Genomic DNA, 23,984 nt, shown 5'->3' on the forward strand with positions numbered 1-23,984 from the left:
CAAGCGGGAACCGGTTACGGTTATTGGACAAATTATGCAACGCTCCAGTTCCTCTCGCCACCGCATCACACCCTGTATGAGCCCATGGTGAATCCGAGCTTGCCAGTCAGGCTTTTCATCAGCATAGTAGCCAGTCCCTACCTTTGCCTCTGCAGGAACCCATGAGCGCATCGTCCACACAACCGTCTTCGTCCACCGGCGCCTTCGCCGCGTTGGGAGCCTTCCTCCTTTGGGGGTTCATGCCCATTTATTTCAAGCAACTGAGCCACATGCCCGCCCTGGAAATCCTGGGGCATCGCATCGTCTGGTCCAGCGTGTTGACTGTATTGCTGTGCGCCTTCAGCGGACGCCTGATGGCGGTGCGCGCGGGTCTGCTCGAATGGCGCAAATTGCGATGGCTGGCATTGTCGGCGTTATTGGTGGGCGGCAACTGGCTGCTGTTCATCTGGGCCGTGAACAACAATCATATGACGGAAGCCAGTCTCGGTTATTACATCAACCCGCTGGTCAACATGCTGTTGGGTTATCTGTTCCTGGGTGAACGACTGACCTTCCTGCAACGCATCGCCGCCGCCCTTGCTGTGGGAGGGGTATTACTGGAAATCGTCGCCTTCGGCTCCCTGCCTTGGATCGCAGTTGTGCTGGCGCTCTCCTTCGGCTTCTACGGCTTATTGCGCAAGCAGGTGGCGGTGGACGCCGTCAGCGGACTGTGTGTGGAGACGTGCCTGCTGGCGCCGGCTGCGCTGATTTATATGTGGACCTCAGCCTCCTCCGCCAGCAACATGTTCACCAACGACACTTACCACAACCTGTTGCTGCTCGCAGCGGGGCCAGCGACGACTCTGCCGCTGTTGCTGTTCATTATCGCCAGCCGCAGGCTGACGCTGACAATCCTCGGCTTCTTCCAATACCTTGGCCCCAGCATCATGTTCATTCTGGCGATCACGCTCTACCAGGAGCCTGTGCCACAGGGGAAATGGATCACTTTCGTCATTATCTGGTGCGCCTTGGCGCTGGTGTCCTGGGATGCAGTGATGCGCTATCGCTCACGACGACTGGCGCCAGTGGCGTAACGTTTTCTACGCATAATGAAAAGTGATGATCGAAGAGGAAAATACAACGCAGCGGGCGGGGCTTCACCCGCTGCGAGACTGGGGGGTCTTAGTTAATCCGCACCAGGGAATCGCGCTCGATATCTGAAAGCTGATCGATGGATACGATAGTCAGGTCGCCGTTATTTGGCGCGGAGGCGTACTTCTGCTCCAATACTGTCGCCTGACCTTCAGGCAGTTTCCACATCGCGCCAGTGACCGGGTCGACGATAAGCATGCCAATCACGCCGCCCAGCAGAATATTACCGAAGTACCAACCATCCAGCTTGCTTTCCAACAACACGGCTTTATCTTCATAACCGTCTTTATGGAATTTCACTCTATATTTCGCTTTTTGAAAGTAACTTTCGCCAGCGCTCAGGGTTACCGTCGCAGGCGTGCGGCCTGCATGAATCTCGTTGCCATTTAAATCTTCAACCACGAACTGCGCGTCAGAGGGAGAGCTGCTTATCGCGACCGGATAGCTGCTATCGCTGACAATACTCGCGCAACCAGTGGAAAGAAGAAATGAAGTTAGAACAGACGCTACCACTACCTTTTTCATAGATATTCCTGAGATGACTTATGTACGAATGACATTTGATAATCCGCCATACAACCGATCACGCCAGCGGTGAAAACCACCCGTTATCATCAAAAGCTGCAGGCTACCGTTAGATGCGTTCCTCACCTCGATCAAACCAGATGAAGCAACAACACGTAGGCCATTATGTACATGCAAGCTGAATTGAAACTGAATGAAGTATTTTTATCAGGAGTCGATCAATTTCTGTGATATGCGATCGATTAAATTCATAAAAAATGAGAGAAGAATAATTTCTATTTTTTACCACATTGGAATGGCCCAAAGTGTTTACCACTCACTGGTAGCTGACATTCCAAAAGAGCAGAATGGCCTTCAATAAAGAAATATTCGAAAACAATACTAATATGAGTATCCTCGACAGTCACTTTTTCCACAAAAGCTCCGCTTGAATCCCTCAGACTTAGCGTTTCAGGGCCATACGGCAGCTCCCCAACGGTCAACGCCTGTATAGGCTCAAAGTCAGGGCGTGATAATATTTCGAATTGAATGATGGGATTGATCTCCATATTGTACTGAACAATCCTAACAATCTGGCCATTCACAATTTCGGTCTGAACCTGACTTACTGAAGCAGGGACACCGGTAGTCTCAGCCAAGGCTGAGCGAACAATAAAAGTCAGAAGAAAAAAGCATAATGATCTGGTCATACCCTATAAACCTGAGTTTATTTAGCAAAAATACAATCCGATACAATTTCCGCGTTATATTTTTAACACCACATAATGTTTAGTACTTTCACTATCAACATTTCACACCCTATTCTTTATCATTCATAAAAAAGTATTTTGGCCGTAGGTCAAGCATACTTTATAGAAGTTTAGACACTCCGTTAAAAATACCATCCACAACCATCGCCATCCGTTCATAGTCCAGCGTATCCCAGGTATCCTGGTCCGTATGGTAGGCGCGATTGCGGTAGAATGCGGTGTCGGTCACCATGACCGCAGGGTAGTCGTGAAACCAGTAGTTAATGTGATCGGAGAAGTCGACACCCGCCAGGAAAGCGGGCCCGAGCATGGACTCCACGGGCAGAGGCGTGGCTTGCAGCATGCCGGTTTTCAATTCGCGGACGTCGCTGTGTCCGCCCAGGTTGGAGACAACTGCGATAAAATTCGCCTTGTCCGGGTAGAGCGCATTCAATCTGGCTAAAGGGTATCGTTGACTGCCGGCCTGCTCAGAGAAATAACCGATCATTTCCAGACAGATCATCAATCTGACTTCCGTTCCCTTCTCCCTCAGAGATTGAGCGTGATGAAAGCTCCCCATATCGTCAGTGCGAAAGTACGGAGGCTCTTCCAAGGCGTATGCGACCAGTTCTACCTGGATTGGCGGCGATTGAGCGGCGAATAATCTGGCCAGCTCAAGCAGTCCGGCGACGCCGCTGGCGTTATCGTCTGCGCCGGGCAAGCCTTTGAACGTGTCATAATGAGCGCCAATGACGATGACTGGAGCATTGTCGTCGTCAGGACCGAACTTCGCCGATATATTTTGGTATTCGATTCCCCACACGCCATAGGGTTGCGCTTCAACTCTATCCGTATGCTGTTGAAACTGCGCCTGGATATACCGCGCGGACGCCGCCAGTTCGTCAGCGTCCTCAGAACGGGGCGGTAAATCTTCGGAAAGCGTTCTCACATGCCATCGCAGCGTATCAGCGCTGGCCAGCGGCTGGTAGCTCTCGGGCGACGAAACAAAGAAGACGGGAACTGAGATGAAATACCAGAGCGCAAACAGCGAAGCAGCCAGCGCGAACACGAAACACAGCAGACGTTTCATAAACGAAATAACTTCATATCTTGAAGAGAAAATATAAGAATGCGAGCCCTACTCCGACTCGCGAAAATCCTGGCGGCTGATGCCGTATTTTTTCATCTTGTCGTACAGGGTTTTCCGCGGCAGGCCAAGCGCGACTAGCGTATCCTTGATGCTGCCGTGATGGACGGCCAAGGCTTCGCGTATCAGGGTCTGTTCGTAAAGCTCAACCTTTTCCGTCAGCGTGCGGCGACTCTGAATCTCCGGTTCACCCAGCATATGCTCCATATCGAAGGAACACTCCTCCCCCATAATCACGTAACGCTCCGCCAAATTGCGCAGCTCCCGCACATTGCCCGGCCAGTTATGAGTCAGCAGGCGATGTCGTTGCTCAGGTTTTAATGGCACGATTTCCTGTTGATAGCGGGCGGCGGCGACTAACGCAAAGTGCTCGAACAGCAGCGGCACATCTTCAAGCCGATCCTGCAGAGAGGGAATTTCCACCGCCACCGTATTCAGCCGATAATATAAATCGCTCCGGAATTCGCCCTTGTCCGCCATTTCCTTCAGGCTGATTTTAGTGGCGGCGACCACGCGCAAATCCAGTGGAATCAGCGTATTGGAGCCAAGCCTCTCCACCTTGCGCTCCTCAAGCACCCGCAGAATTTTGACTTGCAGAGACAGCGGCATGCTTTCTATTTCATCCAGAAACAGCGTGCCGCCGTTGGCATGCTCAAATTTGCCGATTCGACGCTTATCTGCGCCAGTGAAGGCCCCCGCTTCATGGCCAAACAATTCGCTTTCAATGAGATTCTCAGGCACCGCGCCACAGTTGATGGCGACGAAGTTGTGCTCGCGCCGGTTGCTATGCTCGTGCAGATAACGCGCCACCAGCTCTTTGCCAACGCCGGTTTCACCGAATAACAAAATATCCGCCGGGGTGTTCATCACTTGTTGCAATACGCGCCGCAATCGCTGAATCGCCGGCGTGCGTCCCAGAATACGCGGCCCAGGCGCATTCTGTTCCTGCAGTTCTCTGCGCAGATCGCGGTTCTCCAGCGTCAGGCGACGCTTGTCCATGGCGCGTCGAATCGTATCCAGCAGGCGTTCGTTACTGAAGGGCTTTTCAATAAAGTCATAGGCGCCCTCGCGCATGGCGGAAACGGCCGTTGAGATATCGCCATGTCCGGTCACCAGAATCACTGGCAACTCGGAATCCACTTTCTGCAACGCCTGCATCAGCTGCAACCCGTCCATTCCCGGCATATTGATATCGCTGACCAGCACGCCGGGCCAGTCGGTCTGCAGATTACGCAGCGCCTCTTCCGCACTGAGAAAGGTTTCCACCTGCAGGCCTTCCAGCTCCAACGTCTGGCCAACGGACTGCAGGATATGGCGGTCATCGTCGATGAAGTACACCATCAGTTCGGCGCCTGATGCGCCCGCGTTCTCTGACTGCAAAGTCTTACTCCTCATTATCGCCGCCGGCCGGCTGCAGGGCGGCTTGCGAGTCGATGACATTGGAGGCCTCGGCCTGAGCCAGCGGCAGCTCGACTATAAACAGCGCGCCCCCTTCCTCATTATTGGCGGCGCGCAATTCGCCCTTCATCGACTCGATGATTCTGTATGAAATAGAAAGACCCAATCCCAGGCCTTGCCCTCTGTTTTTGGTTGTATAAAACGGTTCGAAAATGTGCTGCATTACATGCTCAGGGATGCCCGAGCCAGTATCGCGAACCTGAATGCGCACTTTGTCCCCCAGATCGGCGCACTGAATGCGCAATTGCTTTTCCTCGCTGCCGGACATTGCGTGCAGAGCGTTGGTGATCAGGTTGATCAGCACCTGCTCCAGGCGCACCATATCTCCCTGGACATAAATATCGTCCGCCGCAGCGTCTACGCGCCAGTTTACATGGGCCCGGCGTAATTCCGGCTCGGTAATTTTCAAGGCCGCGTCGACACAGCTGTTCACATGCACCGGTCCAGACACATTGGCCTCTTTGCGGGCGAAAATTTTCAGTTGCCCGATGATGGAAGCCATGTGATCGGTCAGGCCAACAATTTCCCGTAAATTCAACTGCGCCTTTTCCGACATATTACGCTCAATAAACGCCTGCGCATTCTGCGCGTAGGTGCGCAGCGCCGTCAGCGGCTGATTAAGCTCATGATTGATGCCTGCGGATAGTTGCCCCAGCAAAGCTAATTTAGCGGCTTGAATCAGCTCATCCTGAGTCAGTTTAAGCTCTTTCTCCGCCCGCTCCCGTTCTTCCACTTCCTCAAGTAAACGCGCATTGGCTTCGGAAAGATCGCGAGTGCGGTGCTGCACGCGCGCCTCCAGCAGATCACGGGCGGCGCGCAGCGCCCGTTCCCGCCGCGCGCGCTCCACCAACAGCAACGCCAACAGCACAATGATAAAAATCATCGACAGACTGAGCAGCAGAACGTTGCTGATTTCTTTCTTCACCCGCTCCATCGGCAGGAGAACCTGCACCCGCCATCCGGCCTGAGGCATATCAGCGGACTTGGTCAGATAAGTCTGCGCGCTTTCGTCATGCAATCCTGCGCGGACAAATTGCGTGGAGGAATCCAGCAGTTGCTCCGATGTTTGCGTCTGCGCCAGCAACATCGGCTTCAACAATTCCGGATCATAGCGCTGTTCCTTTTCTATTTCGCGGGCCTCCGCCGCCCTTAGCGGACGCGTCAACCGGAAACGCCATTCTGCGCGAGTGGAAATAAACACCACGCCATAATTATCCGTCACCAGCACTTCGTAAGCGTTTTTCCCCCAAGGGCTGCCCCAGCGTTGTTCCACGGCGGAGAGGTCAATTTTAACCACGATGACGCCCAGGATGACGTCATCATCTGATACCGGAAAAGAGAAATAGAATCCACGCACGCCAGAGGTCGTTCCCAAAGCGAAATACTGCCCGGAGCGCCCCTGCATTGCGTCTGAATAATAAGGTCGATAAGAAAAGTTGTGCCCGATAAAGGTCCGCGGCAAACGCCAGTTACTGGCGGCAATGGTGTCACCACGCGCATTCAGCAGATACACATCCGCCGCGCCGCCAATGAAGTTGATGGATTCCAGATAGGCATTGGTGCGGCTGGTTAGTTCAGCGTTCGTCGGATCCTGCAACAAAGCCAGCAAGCGGGGGTCCACGGCGAGGATATGGGGCAGAGACTCATATTTACTCAACAACGCCTGCAGGCTGGAAACGGAACGCTGCAGCTCATTGGCGGCATCCTGCTCCAGCTCCCGGACAGCAGAGGTCCTGGCCCAGTCTTCAGTGACATAAATCATACCGCTGAAAAGCAAACATAAAACCAAAACAAAAATACCGCTGCGCAAATAACGCATGCCTCCGGCGCCAGAGCCGGGCGTCATCGCCTGCTTGGATACTTGTCGCTTAATCCCATTTTTAAATATGACCATTTATTAATAAATCTGATTAAGCATATTTAGTCGGCACACCCTTAATTATCGTTCGTTTCACGAAAACAGGGGAATATTATGCAGCGATTAAGGGAGCGTCCACTGAAACGCCCTGTTATAGGGCATAAATAAATTGATATTTGAGCAGAACTTACTAATTAATTATTCCGATTAGCATTTATACTTAATGGCTTTAAAACCCGATGCAGTCTAATTAAACTAACCCGGCGCTTTGAACCTCCGGTTCAAAGTCACAACAGATTATCATTACCCATAAAAAAGGGGGAAACCTCAATGAAAAAACTTCTAGTTTCAGGGATCGTTATGTCTTCGTTGCTTGCCGGTGGTTGCGCCAGCTTGACTGAGCAAGACCGTCAAGCCCTCGACGCCGCCACGACTACTGCGAACAACGCAGAGCAAGCTGTTTCCGGTGCGCAAAACACTGCCGACACAGCTCTGTCCCGCGCTAACGAAGCTTACGCCAAAGCTGAAGAAGCTTTAGCTGCAGCTCTGGCTGCTCAAAAAGCGGCTAACGAAGCAAACGAACGCGCGCGTCGCATGCTGGAAAGAGCCAGCATGAAGTAATCCGGTTCTTTACGAACCGGATGACATGCTTGCGGCCAGGGACGGCTGCAGCTCTCCAATCGGCGAAGGAAGGCCAGTCAATTCCACCAGTGCTTTCGTCACCTTCTCTTCGTCCACCATCACACTGACGCCAGTCGACTGTAGCTTAAGCAGTTGATAGGTATACTCTTCCCGCAGCTTTTGTTCGGTAACGTCAGCCTCTGCATGCACTTCCATCCAGAGTTTGCCATCGTCCACCGCCAGCTTGACAGACTGGTTGATGATTTTGACCGGGGTATTGTCCGGCACCAGCGACATCATCTGCTTGATATCCCAGTTATACAGACGGATACAGCCATGGCTGACGCGCATTCCGATACCCACGCCTTTATTGGTGCCATGAATCAGATAACTGTCCGCATCCAACTTAAACGCATAGTCGCCCAATGGGTTATCCGGTCCGGCGGGGATGGCTCTGGGCAATTGCTCGCCGTACTCTTCCAACTGTCTCTGACGGATGGACTCTGGCGGATACCAGGTTGGATTTTTCATACGAGTGACGATCTTGGTGTCCATGATCGGCGTGGGGAAATCAACAGTGCCGATACCGATAGGCACGGTGTAGAGACGCTTCTTATCAGGTTGGAAATAGTAGAGGCGGTACTCCGCCAGGTTTATCAAGATGCCATTGCGTAATCCCGGCGGAAGGATAAAGCGCCCGGGAATAACAATCTCATCGCCTTCCGCAGGCAGCCAGGCATCTACACTGGGATTGGCGCTAACCAGTTCATTAAATCCAAAATTGTACTGCTCGCCGAGATCGACGAAAGTGTACTCTCTTTTAGCCACCAGCCGATGTTCTCTACCGACGATATCCTGCTTGGGATTCCAAGTCAGCTCCAGCGCCCCGGCCGAACCGCTTAACGCCTGGATGCTCACTGCGCCAACTAATCCAATCAGGGCTGCTTTCAGCTTCATTTTTTCGAATTCCTGTAACGAGACTAAATGTGTTCGCTCTTTTGAAGTTGTAATCTGAGCGGCATTTTAAGCACTACCCCCTGATAATCCCAGAGCGGTGTGTACCTATCCAGCAAGGTGTGTACCTATCCATCATGGTGTGCACCTATCCATCATGGTGTGCGCCTATCCATCAAGGTTCACCCCGTCTATTAAGACATTTATCTGTCCATGACTTAGACACATTCCATGTATTGGGTTCATCGCTCTATCTTTACGGTTTTCGCATCGCCGCCTAACTTATGCGCTATATACAATAATCTATTTATTCTCAATTAAAAATCCACCCGCAATTCACCGCTACGTCAAGTCTTTTCTATTAAAACGCAAACAAATAAACGTCTCCGCCGCACTGAAACTGACGCCTCGAAAAGGTATACTTGCCCACATTAAATAACGTTTAAATAACTCAAAAGAATAATACTCACCTGCAGTGAGGCCGTCTTTAGAGGTTGTTCACAGGAGGTATTTCCCCCATGAAGATCGTCCAGATAAGTGAATTTGGCGACCCGTCCACTTTACGACTGACCGAAGCGAAAATCCCGACGCCCGCCCCCAATCAAGCGCTGATCAAAGTGCGCGCCTGCGGCGTCAATCCCATTGATTATAAAACACGCAGAGGCTTGGGATTCGTGGCCGAGAAGGTCAAAACCCGTATGCCCTGGACGCCCGGATACGATATCGCAGGGGACATTGTTGAAGTGAACGGCGCAGGCCTGTCCTTTGAGCCCGGCGACCGGGTTTGCGGCCTGCTTAACTTCCCTCTGCCAGCCGGCGGTTACAGTGAATATATCGCCTTATCCACTGACAATCTGGTCAAAATTCCCGCTGAGCTTTCCTATGTACAAGCCGCCGCGCTGCCTCTGGCCGGATTGACCGCCTGGCAGGGGTTGTTCGAAGTCGGCGCGCTGTGCGCAGGACAAAAAGTCGTTATTCTGGCCGCCGCAGGGGGCGTTGGACATCTCGCCGCGCAATTGGCGAAGAGCAAGAGTGCTCATGTCTGGGGTACCGCATCCAAACCCCATCACGATTTTCTGAGCAGCATGGGCATCACCCCCGTGGACTACCACAATCCGCACGAGCTGGAAAAATTGCGCAATATGGATTTCGTTTTTGACGCCGTGGGCGGAGAAACGGGCCTGGCGGCATTGGATTTTCTCTCCCCCAAAGGCGCTTTGGTGACCTTGCCGACCATCAGCGCAACGTCTATTTGCGACGCGGCCAAGGTCCAGGGGAAACAGGCCAGCGGCTATACCGTACATCCCGATCCACGTCGCCTACAGGCGTTATTGACCTCAACCGCCAAGGAAAAGTTGCACGTGGAAGTGCAAGCGACTTTCCCGCTGGCGCAAGCGGCGGAGGCCCATCGACTATTGGAAGGCGGACACGTGCGCGGCAAGATCGTACTGACGATGGACTAAAGCGCGCCATTCAGGTGTATGCGCCTAATATGCGCAGCACCTGCCCGGAATAACCCCCTCCAAACAAATTGAGGTGGTTTAATAAATGATAAAGATTGTAGATGTCGACTCTGTCGCGCCAGCCTTCTTCCAGCGGATACGCCGCTTCATAGGCGGCGTAAAATTCTTCTCCAAATCCGCCAAACAACATAGTCATACCCAGCTCCGCCTCGCGCCAGCCGTAATAGCAGGCGGGATCGATTAATACGGGAGCGCCGTTTTCATCCTGATGCGCATTGCCGGACCATAAATCGCCATGCAGCAACGATGGCGGCTGCTGTGGAACCAATTCCGAAAGCTTGCGACACAAGGCTTCCAAACGCCACATAGCGCCACTGTCCAGCCTGCCGCTGTCATAGGCGAGCTGCCCCTGAAACAGCAAACGCTGCTGTGCGAAGAACACATGTCCGTCTGTGTAATTATCATTGGGCTGTAAGGTCGTTCCGCAGTAAGTGGCGAATCCAAAACCATATTCCGGCGCGATGGATTGATGCTGCCTGGCCAACCCTTCGCCAAAGCGAGCCCAATAATCCGGCGCCCTCTCATGGGGCTCCACCCACTCCAACAGCAGATAGTTCTCCGCGTTGGCGATAACCACAGGCACGCGCACGCCTTTGGCGTCACGCAATATATCTAATGAGCGCGCCTCCACCGAAAACATGCCCACCGGCGGAGCGCCATGATATTTCAGAAAAAACCGCTCTTTATGACTGGTGTGAATCTCCAGCGTTTGATTAATGCAGCCTCCAGCGACGGCCTGAGACGACTCAAGCTCGCCATATCCGTTCTCCGACAGCCACGCGCTAACCTCCTGAGTGAAGTTCATAGTCATTTCCATGTAAGCTGGGCGCCGTCGCCTGCGCCATGTTTTCAATATGGGATTGCATGACAGCGTGAATCTGCCAGGCCTCCTGCCAGAGCTGGCGCATCCTGATCGACGCGTCGTCGCTGAGATCTTTTTCCAACAGGCGAGGATGATAAAGTCGGAACATCACATTCAGATTACTGAGCTTACGCGGGAAGCGGGGAATGCTGAGCATTCGCGAATCCCGCAGCCGCTGCTCCATGTTTCTAGGCAACACTCTTCCCACGCCCAATAGCCATGGAGGAATGCGCACGGATCTGGCCCAGGATTCCGCGCCCTGATGCAGGCACAGTAACAATGGCGCTCGCGACCGTAAGGAAAGCTCAATAAAACGTGGACTCAGGAAAGGTTGCACGTTCAGACCATCTCCGAAGCTGCAATTCTCACCTTCCGGCATGATAAGGCAGTCCGTGTAGCGACTGGCTCGCATCAGTCGCAATACATCATTGAACGACAAGGCGCGGTCAACCTGTGTCAGCATCGTAAAGAGCTGTTTCAGCACCGGAGCCTGATAATAGCCTCGCCAGGTCAACGCGAAAGGCACGCGCTCTTCGCCGCCGCTACGTAAATACGCATGCATCAGAGCAATTGCCGCGGCCAGAGCGCCAAGCGCCGGGCCATGATTCATCGCCACCACTAATTTAGGGTGTTGTTCGAGAATGGCGGATAAATCCTCCGAGTCAGGGTGCAACGTGAGTTGCTTCACGTACGCCCATTTCATCAATTCATTCGTCAGCGCAAGTTCTTCAATCGTACGCACGGCCGGAATCTCCTCTACGCTTTGGAGCGCCAGCTTAATTATTTATTTTTAATGGGTTTCTCCGATACCTTAGAGCATAGCCAAGCCGCTCCGCTCTGTCACTGCGACAGTATTTTTCCCGGACCTGACAGCGGGTTTATTAAGCGGCCAGGTCGTTTTATACTCAAACGAGGTTATGACCCGACTTTGATGCGGGATATAACTCCTAACGCGGACGCTTAGCTTCTTACAGCAAAGCGCATCCGCCCAAAATAAAAAAGCGCGTTTCCTCTGTTAACGCGAGGTTATCACCTTTCACGGCTCCAGCATGGCGCGGCGACCACAAGTCTCCTTCCCCCTTAGCTGCAACGTGAGTTTTTAAGAGGAGTGCAGTCATGTTTGATCTGCTCGACAAATATCGAGTCAACGAATTGCATGTCAGAGACGATGCAGACAGTGGGCTCAAAGCGATTATCGCTATTCACAATACCCGATTCGGTCCCGCCCTGGGCGGATGCCGTTTTATCTCTTACGATTCCACGGAGGCGGCCCTGCTGGACGCCGTTAGGCTGGCCAGAGGCATGAGCTACAAAGCTGTGCTGGCGGGCGTGGAACAGGGCGGCGGCAAGTCCGTCATCATGAAACCCAAAGGCGCTTACGATCCAGAAACGCTTTTTCGCACTTTCGGACGCTTCATCGAATCTCTAAACGGCCGCTACATCACCGCGATCGACTCCGGCACCAGCGCCAGGGAGATGGATTACATCCGCAGCGAGACCCATCACGTCACCAGCACCAGCGACGAGGACAACCCTTCTCTATACACCGCCCGTGGCGTATTCGAAGGTATTAAAGCCGCCGTCGCCTACAAGCTCAAGCGTGATCTGGGCGGAGTGAAGGTCGCCGTACAAGGGGTCGGCAATGTCGGCTATCTCCTATGCAAGTTTCTGTATCAGGCCGGCGCCAAACTGGTCGTCACAGATATTGATTCCGCACGTATCAAACGCGTAAAGGAAGAGTTCAATGCGGAAGCGGTAAGCCCGGCTGATATCTATCGCACGCCTTGCGACGTCTTTGCGCCCTGCGGCCTTGGCGGCGTTATCAATGACAACACTTTGAAGCAACTTCATTGCGCTATTGTCGCCGGTTCAGCGAACAACCAACTGGGCGAAACCCGCCACGGCGACGCCCTCCACCAACGCGGAGTGCTGTACGCGCCGGACTACGTCATTAACGCCGGCGGGCTGATTTATGCGTCACTGCACCATAGCGGTAATAAACAGTTACTCATTGACGACAAAACAGCGCGAATCGCCAACACCCTGACGGAAATCTTTACTCAATCAGAACAACAGCGCGCACCGACCAGTGAAATTGCTGACCAATTGGCGGAAATTCGGCTTTATCAAGGACTTTCCGAAGCTGCTTAATATGAAATGGAGCTGCGCCAGGACGCAAATTCGCAAAAAACGGGAAAAATACGGAGTCAATTCCCCGTCCGCCCGCGAATGACGGGGCGAACAGGGAATTTCCCAGATGGTAAATGACCGGGAACGGTCTACACTGGTTTATAAGGACGCCCCCGATTGAGCGTCAGACACTGGCGATTGCTCTCGTTCGTGTGTAGTCGACGTGTAAGGGAACGTTCTTTATCTGCTGCGCTTGCGGAGCCGGATGCGGCTCCGCTTTTTTTTTTGCCTGAGGCACTTATAGGAACGCACAGTCTGCTTCAGGGTTATCGGCGCCGCTCCATATAACTTTAAGTTATTTATTGAGAACGCTTTGTTATTCGCTAAAACCGTAATCCACCCGCAGGTTGCGGCTTCTGCGGTTTTCTTCAAGCAATTTCTATGCAACCATTAGCGCCCTGTAACCCTATCCCATCTTTCGTTCGCCCGCATCGGGGTAAAAATGACGTTCAAACCCAAGGAGACCCTGACCGAGCAGGTCGCCCAGCATTTGGAAGATCTCATCGTGCTCGGCCAGTTGCAGTCCGGCCAAAGAATCTTCGAGAACGCCATGTCAAAAGAGCTGGAAGTCAGCCATGGCTCCATCCGAGAGGCTCTTTTGTTGCTGGAAAAGCGCTATCTTGTGACCAACGTGCCCCGCAAAGGCGCATTTGTCACTGAGTTGAACGAGCATTTCGTCGATAGCCTTTATGAGACTTTGCTGCTGATATTGAGCCACACTGGCGTCAAACTGGTGCGTAGCTGGCGTCCTCATGATATGGAGCGCCTGGAATCGCTTTATACACAGATGAAGACCTGCTTTGAAAAAGGCGATCTATTGAATTTCCATAAGATCGGCGTCGAATACACGCAAGCCTCATTGGTCTATGCGGACAACTATTTCATTATCAACATGGTCAACGACCTTTGGCCCTCCGCCAAGCGCTGCAGCTTTATGGCCTTGCGTCAGGGCCCCAGAATCATTGAAGACAACCTGTCTTACATGCGCAGCTCGTTGGACGCCATCCATCAACGTGACGAACAAAGCCTGCAATCCATCCTGGCCTCCTATGCGGAAAGCCAGCGGCGGCAAGTTATTGAGTGTGTGAGAGCGCAGACACGGCGGTGAGAGCAGAGCAGATAATCGGTCGTTTAGCCCGGCCTTATTCTTCCGGTTATGGTAAAGTGTTGCCGCTTATGCTCGGATTCGCACTACTGGCTGGCTGTGCCGGAAAAACCACGCAACCCGACGCACCCGAACCGCAACCGGAAGCGCCGGCCGTCGAAGATGTGCAACCCACTCCTGAACCTGAGACGCCAGACCCCAAACCGCCGGCTCGAAGGAGCAAACCAAAGCAGAAGGAAACCTGCGTCTTCCGTCCGCTGAAAGGCGTAGCGGAAGTCCTGGAGATCTATCCCCGCCAGTGGCTAATGAGCTTTTATCCTGGAGACCTGGAGTTTATCTATCCCACGCCGCCAGGAACGCCGAGCCCGCAGCAGGGAGAGGAGTTTCGGGCGATTCGCTATAAAAAATACAGCGGCCCCTGCCCAGAAGAGTTCTACGAGCTGATGGGGCCTTTGCACTAAGCGGGACGCTTATAGGCATGGAGTCCTATTTGCGGGGTTCTTCAAGCTTGAGGTGGCTGGTGTCCGGAGCCGGCGGCGGCGGATCTTTTTTCTTCTGCCCAAGATCGCTGCCAGTAGGGGCCAGTTGCAGATGCGACAAATCCGGCTCAGGGAGAGGCGGGGTCTCGTGATGTTCCGCCATCACTGATCCGACCGGGGCGATATCCCAGTCCACATCTGACAAAATTTCATCCACCTTCTCGCCGGCGACAGGCAGACCGCCTGCTGGCGCAGAAGATTTAACCGGCTTGACTGACGCAGTCGCCTGCGGCGCGGGTTCACGCACAACAGGTTGAGCAGGCGCGGACGGTGGCGCGGTTGGCGCAGGCTCCTGGATCTCCGGCGCCCCCATTTCACGAATCAGGCAAACGGCGCCATTCTTATGCAGCACTGCTTTATATTTCTGGGCGGTGACGTCATCCAGGCGATTGCGCAGCACCACCGCCTTACCAGAGAACATCTGATCCACCTGCGCGGGCGACGCCTTAAATAACTTAGCGACATTTTCCTTGACCTGGTCCAGGGGAAAACCGTCCACCAAGCCGCCAGTAAACACCAATTCGTATTGCGCCACTCATATCTCCTTCAGTTTCTTTTTAATGGTAAACTCTACCCGTCAGCCTTGCCAGTCAATACGCTAAATTCCCCCAGGAAAACAAAGAAGGAGACTACAATGGCCCTGACCTCTTCCACCATGCTCGCACTGGGCTCCCGCGCGCCGAACTTTAATCTTAGCGATACTCAGGGACGCCACTGGTCGCTGGCGGATTTCAGCGACGATCCTGCGTTACTGGTGATGTTCATCTGCAATCACTGCCCCTATGTCATTCATCTGAAAACAGCGCTGGCGGATTTTGCCCGCGACTACGCCGCCAAAGGCCTTGGCGTCATCGCCATCAACGCCAACGACGCCAGCGCCTACCCAGCAGACTCCCCGGAAAACATGGCTTTGGAAGTGGCGCGCTACAAATATGTGTTCCCTTACGTATACGACGAGACGCAGGAAGTCGCCAAAGCCTATCATGCCGCCTGCACACCTGACTTTTTCCTGTTCGACGCCCAACGTCGCCTGGTTTATCGGGGGCAGTTCGATGACAGCCGCCCCGGCGCCGACAAGCCCATCACAGGAAAAGATTTGCGCCAAGCGGTGGATGCGTTGTTAAACGGCGGCGAAATTGCCTCCGATCAACGCCCGAGTATGGGCTGCAATATAAAGTGGCGCGACGCTTAACGGTTGTATCGCCGAATCCTCGACAAACCAGCGGAGGCGACAGATTAGACAATGTGGCGGGTCATTTTTTCCCACGGTCGCGACAGCGGTCCTTGGGGCGGAAAAATTCAGTACTTGTCGGACATCGCAGGACGCATGGGCTTTTCCATCACCAGCGTCGATTACCGCGGCATGCCTGACCCTGACGAGCGAGCGGAGCACTTGTTAAAGCAACTGCCCGGCGACGAGCGTTTGATTCTGGTGGGCTCCAGTATGGGCGCTTATGTCTCACTGAAAGTTTCCCGGGATCACCCCGTCGAAGGCCTGTTTTTGTTGGCCCCTGCGATCGGCCTGCCCGGCTATGCAGACCCCTGGCTGGAACCGTCAGCGCCGCATACGGAAGTCGTGCATGGCTGGCGGGATCACCTGATTGAGCCGCAAAATGTACTCAAATGGGGTAGCCAGCATCGTTGCACCCTGCACTTTGTCGATGACAACCATCGTTTATTAATCAGCCTGCCGCACATCGGCGGCTGGTTCGAGGATTTTCTGGCGGCGCGACTGCATGACGTCGGAAACAGGCTGCAAGCGACCTGTTATAGCGCCGCCAAAGCATACTATTAATCAGGCAGACAAATAGCTTCCTTCTATTTGTCTGAAACGACAGAGCCTGCACATGTCAGGCCCTGTCTCCCGCGGCTAACTGCCGCGCAGGCGCATCCATGCGCCTGATTATTAACATGCCAATATCATTGCCATATTAATAACCATCGGAACTTGAAGCTATGACCCTTTCCACCCAAGACGTAGCCGGCATTATTCAACACATGAACGACGACCACGCAGAGACGCTCTGTAATTACGTTCGCTACTATGGCGGCGTCCATGACGTGGTGTCCGCAGAGTTGACGGAGATCACCAGCCACGAGCTTTATTTGCAAGTGATCGCTCACAGCCTCTCCTGTAAACTGTCCGTCCCCCTGATTCGCTCGATTCATTCAACGGATGAGGCGCGACAAGTCTTGGTGGAAATGGCCAAACAAGCCAAAGCCGGACTCGCCAGTGAGAAGAGTTACTAGAGGCCGGACTCCATAGAAACGCGCCATCTCAAATCGGGTTTTTCATCTGCTTTTATCAGAGTCTCCTCGTGGACATCCTGATATTGCAGGCGGCCAAGGTTGTCACCACAGTGGCGACAGTAATGGGCTTGGCCTGGATCGCAGAGAGAGTAAGCACTCGCACCGCCGGCTTGCTGTCCGGCTTTCCCTTGGGCACCGCTATCGCACTGGCGTTCATCGGGATTGAACAGGGTCCAGAGTTCGCCGCCGCCAGCGCGTCCCACGCCTTACTTGGTTTCCTGGCGGCGCTGGCGATGACGACTGCCTATTTGGGCTGCCTTAAACTACCTTACTCCGCCATGTGGGCGCCCCTGGCGGGCATTTTCGCCTTCGTCGCGGCGAATGGCGCACTCAGCCTGATCAGTGAGGGGTTGTGGCGTAACCTGGCAGTTGCCGGTGTTGGCGTCACGTTGATCGCCTTCGCCTACAAAAATATTCCTTCAGTGAATATCGCCGTATCAGTGCGTTTGACCTACCCGGTGCTATTTCTGCGTGGCTTTATGTCTTCAGCCCTGGTGCTGGCGATCACAGCCTTAGCCTATCTGGGCGAACCCTTATTGGCGGGCCTGTTTGCAGCGTTTCCGGTGACCTTTCTTCCTCTCCTACTCATTGTTCACCTGAGCTATGGACCGGAGCCAGCCCGCACACTCATCAAGTTCTATCCCATCGGGCTCGGTTCTTTACTCGCTTACACCCTGACGGTGGCTTTGACGTACGCCAGTCTGGGCGTCCTCACGGGCACACTTGCCGGCTTCGCCGCCGCGACCCTTTACTTAATGCTGCTGGGGCTCATACGTCAGCGGTTGGAGCAAAACGCGTGATAAAACCGAATGCGCTTGCCTAAGCGCAATTTTTGATCTATCACTTAAATACTTATCTGTATTTGCCCGAGAAAGTAGAAATGTTGCGTTACTGTGAGGTTTCCTGCCCTTATTGCGGAGAAACCCAGACTGTCGCTGTCGACTGCTCCACCGAGATTCAGGACTATTACGAAGATTGCCGTATCTGCTGCCGCTCAATGTCCGTACACGTAACCTGCAGTTATGAAGGGGATGTGCTGGACTTATGCGTCAGAAGCGAGGATGAAGCGTAGCCGACGCTAATGCGCCGGCTGACGTTAATCAGAGACAATCGAACTGGTCGGCTTCGTCGAAGGCCACTGACACCATCTCGTATCCCATTGAGGACAAGTCCTTCAGCAGTACGGGATTATCAAGCACCCTGCGGCAGATTCGCCGCACTTGGGCGTCGGTATCTTTGTGCGCCAGTTGTTCCGTAAACCGAAAATCCAGCACCATGTATTTCCTTACACCGTACTGATCGGGCTGACTGAGCTCCACGCTCTGATAACCAATGAAATACATATCCGAGCTGATTCTCTCCATGTCAGCAAGAGCCAAGTGCAGCTGTCGGGTAGGCGACTCTGCGAAAACGGCTGGGGCGCAACCGATGGAAACCATCAAAACAAAGAACCATTGACGTACCATTGACCTTCTCCCCTGAAGCGTTCAAATGAACACTGCATAATTATTAGCCAAACTTGTTCATAGCATCGCCGCAAACCAGCGTGTTTTTCATTGGTTTACAAAGTCGACGCAAACTTGACTGCAAGAGAAGAAAAACTACGTCAATCTCCCGTCAGTTAGGGTGCTTACAACAGGTTATGCGGTATTTTTGACTCCATCTTCCGCTTCCGACACCAGCTTCTCCACCTCCTGAGGATAAGCCGCCAACTGCGCCTGCAATCCCTGCAGATCAAACTGAGACGCCAGGGTCGACAACGAACGGGCGTACTCCTCCAATCCTTCATGGGCATAGGTCTCAGCCATGGCGCTGAGACGACTGGCGAACTCCTGCACGCGCTGCAGGTCGCCACTGTCTTTCAAGTCTTCCCAATCAGTCCATAGCTCCTGCTTCAGCTCCGACGCCAATTTTTGCTGCGCCATAGAGTTCATTTGCGCTTCCGTCGCTGGCTTCACTTTGGCTTCCGGTTTCGCGCGCTCACGCGCCGGTGGACTTTCTGTCTTCGTTTTCTTGGTTTTCACCACAGCCAAATAATGGGTCAGCACGTTAAACAGTAACGCGCGTTCAATCGGTTTGCGCAGAGCGTCCGCAAAACCAAGCTGGTCGATGCGCACAAACTCATCCGCCAGTGTAGAGCCTGTCAAAGCGATGACGGGAATCTTGGCGGTAAGCGGATGTTGCTTGAGCAGACGAGTCGCCTCATAACCGTCCATGCGCGGCATACGCAAGTCCATCAGAATCAGATCCGGCTTCTCCTGACGCGCCAGCGTCAGCGCCTCGCGCCCGTCGCAGGCTTCCGTAATGATCAGCTCCGTACCGCTGAAGAATTCCTTAATCAACTTGCGGTTCGTCTCCACATCATCCACCAGTAATATTTTCGCCGGCCGGAATCGCGGAGCCTTGGCGGAACGCAACTCGTACTTGTTCTCTTCCTTACGCTGGCTAACGGAGACGTGGTGCAGGCGAATTTCGAAGCGGGAGCCTTTACCTAACTCACTTTTGAGGCCGATCTCTCCGTTCATCATCTCCACCAGTTTTTTGCTGATGGCCAAACCAAGTCCCGTGCCGCCGTATTGACGGTTACTCTGCCCTTCGTGCTGCTCGAAAGCATTAAATATCCGCGCCTGCTGATCCTGCGCAATGCCAATACCGCTGTCCTCGACTGCAATTTCCAGCTCAATGTGGTCGTCATCGCCAGGAATGGAGGACGCCTTCGCGCTCAGGGAAATGTAACCATCATGGGTGAATTTTATTGCGTTGCCCACCAGATTGAATATCACCTGCCGCAGACGCACCTCATCCAACACCAGCGAGTGCGGTAACTGATCATCCAGCACAATGCGCAAATCCAGTTTTTTCTGAGAAATGCGGGCGGAAAATATCTGCGCCACATCCTGCAACAGACGGTGCGGATCCAGAGGCGCGTATTCGATGCGCAACTTGCCGGACTCCACCTTGGACAGGTCAAGAATATCGTTGATGATGGTCAGCAGAGCCCGGCTGCCCTTCTTGATAGCATCCAGATAGGATTTCTGCTTGGCGTCATGGATCAGCCCTTCCAGCAGCTCGGTATAGCCGATAACGGCGTTCATCGGCGTGCGGATCTCATGAGACATATTGGCGAGGAATTCGCTCTTCGCCTTGTTGGCGGAATCCGCCGCCTTCGCCAGATGCTCAGCGTGTTTCATCGCCGCCCGCAGACGCTCTTCGCTCTTACGCAGCGCCTCTTCAGAACGAATCCGCTCCGCCACTTCCCGCGATAATTTACGGTTCCAATACAGAAAGATGATAATCACCACCACCGCTACGGTAGTGATACGCCAGACCAGCGCATAATCGATTTTTTCCTCGTAGCTGAAGGTGATCCATTTCTTGTAGATCGCCTCCTGCTCCTCGGTAGTAATAGTGTTAAGGCCCTTGTCCAGAATCCGCGTCAAAATCGGCCAGTCTGACCGCACGCCAATCGCGATGTCATAAGTATATGGGGTGATGCCAGTCAGCTTGATATTGCTGACGCCAAGATGGTTGACCAAATAACTGATGCTGGGAATATTGCTGATCAGAACATCAATATCTCCATTGGAGACGCCCAGCAACCCCTCTTCCAGCGTGTCCACAAACACCAGATTCAGGTTGGGGTGGTTGATCAGAAGAAAGTCCTGGCTGGCATAATCCTTAACGACGGCGACGCGCTCCCGGTCAAGTTCTTCCAGGGAACCGATAAAGCGCATCTCATCACGGACCGCCATCACAATGGGATAAGAAAGGTAGTGCTCAGAGAACAGCATACGCCCTTCTCTACGGGGCGTCACCGCTACGGCGGCGATAACATCCAGTTCCCGAGTCTGCATGGCGCCAAGGGTGGCGGTCCAGTTTTCGCGTCGGGTGCGCTCAAAACGATAATTCAGGCGTTGCTCCAGCAACTGAATATAATCCGCCACAATGCCCTGGTAATTGCCTTCCTCGTCGATCATCTCAAAAGGAGGCCAGTGAGGGTCGCCAGCGATGCGAATATTGGGATGCGCCTGGAGCCAGGAGCGCTCGAACGGGGTCAGTATATCCGCAGCGCCTTCATCTGCGCTCGCCGGCGCCAGACATCCCCATAGCAGAAACAAAAACGCCACGCCCAGACGCGTCGACCAAAGCTGTTGACGAACGACGCATCGTTTCGCCCTCATGCCGATAAGCCCGTGCAGAACAATAGATTTGAATTAAAACGGATCGTCACCCGCCCTGTCCCCTTGTGATCGGTGTCCGGCTCAGAATATGACGGCGAAGCCCTGCGGCCGGAGCGGGTAACATTATGGCATGATTGAGCATTATTGACAGCCGCCCGCAATTGGCCGCTGCGCTTGAACTTCGCCTATACTTTGGGTGTTGCTGCGGACGGATTGAGACGCTGATCACAAGCTCGACACAAACTTTGAGAGGAGACGTCTGATGGATACATCGACTCATAACATGAACACGCTCTTCGCCCAACTTGGTCTGGAAAACGACCCAGCCCAGGTAAAACAATGGATTAGCAGTCACAGCCCACTAAACAGCGCAGTTCACCTGGCTGAAGCGCCATTCTGGAATGAAGCGCAACGCGAATTCATCATGCAAGCCTGGGAAGAGGACTCTGATTGGTGCGAAGCTATCGACGAACTCGACGCACTGCTTCGTCACTAGGTAGAAGCTTGCTCAGAAAGGATTTTTTATCAGTTTACATAGCGCCAGTCTGATAGGACGTTTCATTTTCAAAATAGTCGCCTAGGCCGCGCCAGACGGGCCTAGTCCAAACGGGTTGGGAGATTAATTCTTGCCGACAGACGTAGTATCATGCGCAATTCGCCGGCTTTGTTTGTAATCGGCCGCGGTTATCCCGCACACATCTTCAGCGCCTTGATCGACTGTCACGGCGAGCGTTTTGAGGCAGCGCCTCCATAATAGTTTTGCGCTACAGAAGTTGACCGGATTACACAATGCCACACCCATTTCACAGCTCAGCGCGGCGTCAGGATGAATCTCAATAATCAGCAATACATTTCGCATCGGCTAAGGCGCAGAACCCTGTTGGCCTATCTGTTGTTCGGCATGTTACTGGCCTGTGTCATGCTTGCGTTGAGCTGGCTGACACTGGAGCAGAAATGGCGTAGCGCCATGAACAACAGCGTCTCCATCATGCAGGAAGACCTGACTACGGCGTTGGCCGCTAAAAACGAATCCCAGGCTATCGCCACCTTACAGACCCTGAACAAACTGCTGCCGCTGCGGGAAGCCATTTTGCGGGAAAAACAGGGCGCGGTGTTGTTGCGCTACGAAATAGAGAGAAAAGAGGGCAGGCCCTGGCACGCCATATTTAGCTTCTTACCCGTAATCGGCGCGCAACTCTTTGAATTGCCAACCGCCGCCACGGCGCCTCAAAACGCAGCAAAAGGCGAACTCTGGGTAGAGCTGCAGCCCGCGGTATTGATGGAGGAACTCGCTCAGCAAACACTGCCTCTTTGGAGCACCGGACTGGCCTGCCTCATCATCCTTTACTTGTTCCACAGCATTCAGCTAAGCCAGGCCATTGAACGTCCGTTGCACGGCATCCTGCAGCGTTTGGCGCAGATTAACTACAATCGCCCCGCCAGACATTTGCTGCCTTTACGCGGAGCCCTGCGCATTCAGGATGAACTGGACGTACTGGCGTCGCACATTAACCAAATGTTGCTGGGTATCGATTCACAACTGCGACGTCGCAAAGAAATCGAAGACGAAATAAAAACCCACCGCCGTCATCTGGAAAAGCTGGTGCATGAGCGCACCTCCGAACTGGTGGAGTTAAACAAAAAGTTCGTGCAACAGCAGTTCGACGCCAAAGCCTCTGCTCTGGCGGCCAAACAGGCGCGCTGGGAGGCTGAGAAAGCCAATCAGGATAAAACCCGTTTTCTGGCGGCGGCCAGCCACGATTTACGCCAGCCGCTACACGCCATGAGCTTGTTTATCGAAGCCCTGCAGCCACAGCTGACCACCAGACAAGCGCAGGAAATCCATCGCAATCTGGCGCGCTCACTGGAAACCATGAAAGAGTTGTTCAACTCGCTTCTGGATATCTCCAAGCTCGAAGCCGGCGTACTCAAGCCGAAGAAGGAACACTTCCCGTTACAGCGTATTTATGACCGCCTGGAAGTAGTATTCCGTCAGCAGGCGATGGATAAAGGCCTGGACTTGCGTATTGTTCCCAGCCGCTCATTCATCTATTCCGACCCTCATTTGCTTGAGCAGGTGTTAGTGAATCTGGTTTCCAACGCCATTAAATACACAGAAAGCGGATTTATCTTTATTGGCTGCAAACGGGAAGGCAAGCGAGCCCGTCTGCTGGTTTGGGATAGCGGCCCCGGCATTCCGCCGGATGATCAAGGTTCCGTGTTTAAAGAGTTCGTACAGTTGAGCAATCCAGAGCGAGACCGCAGTAAAGGCTTGGGACTTGGCTTATCTATCGTCAAGCGCACCTGTCAGTTGCTGAATCATCCAATTCGCTTCTCTTCGCAGTTGGAGCAAGGCACCCGTTTTGAGATCATCGCGCCACTTGGACTGAACAAATCACAACGCCCCGCGCCCCCCAAGGCGACTGTTGCGCCACTGCGCTATGAAAGAGTGCTGGTAATCGACGACGACGCTTCCATCCTGCTGGGAATGAAAGCGCTGCTGGAATCATGGCAGTTGCAGCCCATACTCGCGAAGTCCATCGAAGAGGCGCTGGATCTTTGTAAGTCCTATAAGCAAAAGCCGGATCTGATTATCAGCGATCTGCGTCTACAGGCCGGTGTGACCGGGCTTGACGCGATTCAACGCATGCATCAGCACTTCCGCTCCAATATTCCTTCCCTGCTGATAACAGGGGATACGGCGCCGGACAGGGTGAAGCTGGCTTACGACTCCCCCTACCCACTGCTGCACAAACCAATCAAACCTGCGCAATTACGCTCGGTTTGCATGTCCGTCCTGAAAATGGGCGCGCCTCAGACCTCGTGATAGCGCTCTGGATCAGGAAGTACTT

At 53.5% G+C, this 23,984-nt stretch carries 24 protein-coding genes; 13 read left to right on the forward strand and 11 right to left on the reverse strand.

Going from position 1 to position 23,984, the window contains the following annotated elements:
• Nucleotides 1-161 precede the first annotated feature (161 nt).
• Entirely contained in the window at nt 162-1,073 is a 912-nt protein-coding gene (rarD, locus tag O5O45_RS23820; RefSeq protein ID WP_305901815.1) for an EamA family transporter RarD, read from the forward strand.
• Nucleotides 1,074-1,161: 88 nt separating this feature from the next.
• Here rarD and O5O45_RS23825 read toward each other — a convergent pair whose 3' ends face one another.
• The 5 genes from O5O45_RS23825 to O5O45_RS23845 form a co-directional block, all read right to left on the reverse strand.
• A complete protein-coding gene (locus O5O45_RS23825; protein WP_305901816.1) occupies nt 1,162-1,656 on the reverse strand; it encodes a hypothetical protein in 495 nt (164 codons plus the stop codon).
• Nucleotides 1,657-1,931: 275 nt separating this feature from the next.
• The gene (locus tag O5O45_RS23830; RefSeq protein ID WP_305901817.1) at nt 1,932-2,345 is read right to left on the reverse strand and encodes a hypothetical protein; all 414 of its coding nucleotides are present in this window, start codon (nt 2,343-2,345) and stop codon (nt 1,932-1,934) included.
• Between the two features lie 160 nt (nt 2,346-2,505).
• Complete coding sequence (locus tag O5O45_RS23835; RefSeq protein ID WP_305901818.1) at nt 2,506-3,474, reverse strand: M28 family peptidase; 969 nt, start codon at nt 3,472-3,474, stop codon at nt 2,506-2,508.
• Between the two features lie 48 nt (nt 3,475-3,522).
• The gene (locus O5O45_RS23840) at nt 3,523-4,911 is read right to left on the reverse strand and encodes a sigma-54-dependent transcriptional regulator (protein WP_305901819.1); all 1,389 of its coding nucleotides are present in this window, start codon (nt 4,909-4,911) and stop codon (nt 3,523-3,525) included.
• Nucleotides 4,912-4,915: 4 nt separating this feature from the next.
• Nucleotides 4,916-6,883: a sensor histidine kinase gene (locus tag O5O45_RS23845; RefSeq protein WP_305901820.1), complete on the reverse strand. Its 1,968-nt coding sequence runs from the start codon at nt 6,881-6,883 to the stop codon at nt 4,916-4,918.
• 294 nt (nt 6,884-7,177) lie between these two features.
• Here O5O45_RS23845 and O5O45_RS23850 point away from each other — a divergent pair, with 294 nt between their 5' ends.
• Nucleotides 7,178-7,468 carry an Lpp/OprI family alanine-zipper lipoprotein gene (locus tag O5O45_RS23850; RefSeq protein WP_011394313.1) on the forward strand — a complete coding sequence of 97 codons (291 nt, stop codon included), beginning with the start codon at nt 7,178-7,180 and terminating at the stop codon, nt 7,466-7,468.
• A 9-nt stretch (nt 7,469-7,477) separates the two neighbouring features.
• On the opposite strand, the gene O5O45_RS23855 is transcribed toward O5O45_RS23850, so the two are convergent.
• Nucleotides 7,478-8,425, reverse strand: a complete 948-nt coding sequence (locus tag O5O45_RS23855; protein ID WP_305901821.1) for a L,D-transpeptidase family protein — start codon at nt 8,423-8,425, stop codon at nt 7,478-7,480.
• A gap of 515 nt (nt 8,426-8,940) precedes the next feature.
• Here O5O45_RS23855 and O5O45_RS23860 point away from each other — a divergent pair.
• The gene (locus tag O5O45_RS23860) at nt 8,941-9,885 is read left to right on the forward strand and encodes an NADP-dependent oxidoreductase (RefSeq protein ID WP_305901822.1); all 945 of its coding nucleotides are present in this window, start codon (nt 8,941-8,943) and stop codon (nt 9,883-9,885) included.
• A 10-nt stretch (nt 9,886-9,895) separates the two neighbouring features.
• Here O5O45_RS23860 and O5O45_RS23865 read toward each other — a convergent pair whose 3' ends face one another.
• Together O5O45_RS23865 and O5O45_RS23870 are read right to left on the reverse strand one after the other, a co-directional pair.
• Nucleotides 9,896-10,750: a fructosamine kinase family protein gene (locus O5O45_RS23865; RefSeq protein WP_305901823.1), complete on the reverse strand. Its 855-nt coding sequence runs from the start codon at nt 10,748-10,750 to the stop codon at nt 9,896-9,898.
• Nucleotides 10,728-11,549 (reverse strand): hypothetical protein, encoded by an 822-nt coding sequence (locus O5O45_RS23870; protein ID WP_305901824.1) that lies wholly within the window; start codon nt 11,547-11,549, stop codon nt 10,728-10,730. Before O5O45_RS23870 ends, O5O45_RS23865 begins: the two co-directional genes overlap by 23 nt.
• A gap of 374 nt (nt 11,550-11,923) precedes the next feature.
• Between O5O45_RS23870 and O5O45_RS23875 the strand changes: the two genes are divergently transcribed.
• The 3 genes from O5O45_RS23875 (at nt 11,924) to O5O45_RS23885 (ending at nt 14,563) form a co-directional block, all read left to right on the forward strand.
• Nucleotides 11,924-12,958 carry a Leu/Phe/Val dehydrogenase gene (locus O5O45_RS23875; protein ID WP_305901825.1) on the forward strand — a complete coding sequence of 345 codons (1,035 nt, stop codon included), beginning with the start codon at nt 11,924-11,926 and terminating at the stop codon, nt 12,956-12,958.
• Nucleotides 12,959-13,439: 481 nt separating this feature from the next.
• Nucleotides 13,440-14,105, forward strand: a complete 666-nt coding sequence (locus O5O45_RS23880; RefSeq protein WP_305901826.1) for a GntR family transcriptional regulator — start codon at nt 13,440-13,442, stop codon at nt 14,103-14,105.
• Nucleotides 14,106-14,173: 68 nt separating this feature from the next.
• Entirely contained in the window at nt 14,174-14,563 is a 390-nt protein-coding gene (locus tag O5O45_RS23885) for a hypothetical protein (protein WP_305901827.1), read from the forward strand.
• 25 nt (nt 14,564-14,588) lie between these two features.
• Here the strand turns inward: O5O45_RS23885 and O5O45_RS23890 are convergent, their stop codons facing one another.
• Nucleotides 14,589-15,176: a hypothetical protein gene (locus O5O45_RS23890; protein ID WP_305901828.1), complete on the reverse strand. Its 588-nt coding sequence runs from the start codon at nt 15,174-15,176 to the stop codon at nt 14,589-14,591.
• 99 nt (nt 15,177-15,275) lie between these two features.
• Here O5O45_RS23890 and O5O45_RS23895 point away from each other — a divergent pair, with 99 nt between their 5' ends.
• The 5 genes from O5O45_RS23895 (at nt 15,276) to O5O45_RS23915 (ending at nt 18,023) form a co-directional block, all read left to right on the forward strand.
• A complete protein-coding gene (locus O5O45_RS23895) occupies nt 15,276-15,833 on the forward strand; it encodes a thioredoxin family protein (RefSeq protein WP_305901829.1) in 558 nt (185 codons plus the stop codon).
• Nucleotides 15,834-15,884: 51 nt separating this feature from the next.
• Complete coding sequence (locus O5O45_RS23900) at nt 15,885-16,436, forward strand: alpha/beta fold hydrolase (protein ID WP_305901830.1); 552 nt, start codon at nt 15,885-15,887, stop codon at nt 16,434-16,436.
• A 161-nt stretch (nt 16,437-16,597) separates the two neighbouring features.
• Nucleotides 16,598-16,891 carry a DUF2470 domain-containing protein gene (locus tag O5O45_RS23905; RefSeq protein WP_127968028.1) on the forward strand — a complete coding sequence of 98 codons (294 nt, stop codon included), beginning with the start codon at nt 16,598-16,600 and terminating at the stop codon, nt 16,889-16,891.
• Nucleotides 16,892-16,959: 68 nt separating this feature from the next.
• Nucleotides 16,960-17,751 (forward strand): hypothetical protein, encoded by a 792-nt coding sequence (locus O5O45_RS23910; RefSeq protein ID WP_305901831.1) that lies wholly within the window; start codon nt 16,960-16,962, stop codon nt 17,749-17,751.
• A gap of 80 nt (nt 17,752-17,831) precedes the next feature.
• Nucleotides 17,832-18,023 carry a CPXCG motif-containing cysteine-rich protein gene (locus tag O5O45_RS23915; RefSeq protein WP_305901832.1) on the forward strand — a complete coding sequence of 64 codons (192 nt, stop codon included), beginning with the start codon at nt 17,832-17,834 and terminating at the stop codon, nt 18,021-18,023.
• Between the two features lie 28 nt (nt 18,024-18,051).
• Here O5O45_RS23915 and O5O45_RS23920 read toward each other — a convergent pair whose 3' ends face one another.
• Both O5O45_RS23920 and O5O45_RS23925 read right to left on the reverse strand, forming a co-directional pair.
• Nucleotides 18,052-18,417, reverse strand: coding sequence for a hypothetical protein (locus O5O45_RS23920; protein WP_305901833.1), 366 nt, complete (start codon nt 18,415-18,417; stop codon nt 18,052-18,054).
• 174 nt (nt 18,418-18,591) lie between these two features.
• Nucleotides 18,592-21,132, reverse strand: coding sequence for an ATP-binding protein (locus O5O45_RS23925; protein ID WP_305901834.1), 2,541 nt, complete (start codon nt 21,130-21,132; stop codon nt 18,592-18,594).
• A 262-nt stretch (nt 21,133-21,394) separates the two neighbouring features.
• On the opposite strand from O5O45_RS23925, the gene O5O45_RS23930 reads away from it, so the two are divergent.
• Entirely contained in the window at nt 21,395-21,628 is a 234-nt protein-coding gene (locus tag O5O45_RS23930; protein ID WP_305901835.1) for a DUF2789 domain-containing protein, read from the forward strand.
• A 330-nt stretch (nt 21,629-21,958) separates the two neighbouring features.
• Nucleotides 21,959-23,959, forward strand: coding sequence for an ATP-binding protein (locus O5O45_RS23935; protein WP_305901836.1), 2,001 nt, complete (start codon nt 21,959-21,961; stop codon nt 23,957-23,959).
• Nucleotides 23,960-23,984 lie beyond the last annotated feature (25 nt).

This window comes from Hahella sp. HNIBRBA332, assembly GCF_030719035.1.
Taxonomy (GTDB): domain Bacteria; phylum Pseudomonadota; class Gammaproteobacteria; order Pseudomonadales; family Oleiphilaceae; genus Hahella.

Coding starts and splice junctions, on each gene's coding strand:
- rarD (WP_305901815.1), top strand. CDS start 162: ATGAGCGCATCGTCCACACAACCGTCTTCGTCCACCGGCGCCTTCGCC.
- O5O45_RS23825 (WP_305901816.1), bottom strand. CDS start 1,656: ATGAAAAAGGTAGTGGTAGCGTCTGTTCTAACTTCATTTCTTCTTTCC.
- O5O45_RS23830 (WP_305901817.1), bottom strand. CDS start 2,345: ATGACCAGATCATTATGCTTTTTTCTTCTGACTTTTATTGTTCGCTCA.
- O5O45_RS23835 (WP_305901818.1), bottom strand. CDS start 3,474: ATGAAACGTCTGCTGTGTTTCGTGTTCGCGCTGGCTGCTTCGCTGTTT.
- O5O45_RS23845 (WP_305901820.1), bottom strand. CDS start 6,883: ATGGTCATATTTAAAAATGGGATTAAGCGACAAGTATCCAAGCAGGCG.
- O5O45_RS23850 (WP_011394313.1), top strand. CDS start 7,178: ATGAAAAAACTTCTAGTTTCAGGGATCGTTATGTCTTCGTTGCTTGCC.
- O5O45_RS23855 (WP_305901821.1), bottom strand. CDS start 8,425: ATGAAGCTGAAAGCAGCCCTGATTGGATTAGTTGGCGCAGTGAGCATC.
- O5O45_RS23860 (WP_305901822.1), top strand. CDS start 8,941: ATGAAGATCGTCCAGATAAGTGAATTTGGCGACCCGTCCACTTTACGA.
- O5O45_RS23865 (WP_305901823.1), bottom strand. CDS start 10,750: ATGAACTTCACTCAGGAGGTTAGCGCGTGGCTGTCGGAGAACGGATAT.
- O5O45_RS23875 (WP_305901825.1), top strand. CDS start 11,924: ATGTTTGATCTGCTCGACAAATATCGAGTCAACGAATTGCATGTCAGA.
- O5O45_RS23880 (WP_305901826.1), top strand. CDS start 13,440: ATGACGTTCAAACCCAAGGAGACCCTGACCGAGCAGGTCGCCCAGCAT.
- O5O45_RS23885 (WP_305901827.1), top strand. CDS start 14,174: ATGCTCGGATTCGCACTACTGGCTGGCTGTGCCGGAAAAACCACGCAA.
- O5O45_RS23895 (WP_305901829.1), top strand. CDS start 15,276: ATGGCCCTGACCTCTTCCACCATGCTCGCACTGGGCTCCCGCGCGCCG.
- O5O45_RS23900 (WP_305901830.1), top strand. CDS start 15,885: ATGTGGCGGGTCATTTTTTCCCACGGTCGCGACAGCGGTCCTTGGGGC.
- O5O45_RS23905 (WP_127968028.1), top strand. CDS start 16,598: ATGACCCTTTCCACCCAAGACGTAGCCGGCATTATTCAACACATGAAC.
- O5O45_RS23915 (WP_305901832.1), top strand. CDS start 17,832: ATGTTGCGTTACTGTGAGGTTTCCTGCCCTTATTGCGGAGAAACCCAG.
- O5O45_RS23920 (WP_305901833.1), bottom strand. CDS start 18,417: ATGGTACGTCAATGGTTCTTTGTTTTGATGGTTTCCATCGGTTGCGCC.
- O5O45_RS23925 (WP_305901834.1), bottom strand. CDS start 21,132: ATGAGGGCGAAACGATGCGTCGTTCGTCAACAGCTTTGGTCGACGCGT.
- O5O45_RS23930 (WP_305901835.1), top strand. CDS start 21,395: ATGGATACATCGACTCATAACATGAACACGCTCTTCGCCCAACTTGGT.
- O5O45_RS23935 (WP_305901836.1), top strand. CDS start 21,959: ATGAATCTCAATAATCAGCAATACATTTCGCATCGGCTAAGGCGCAGA.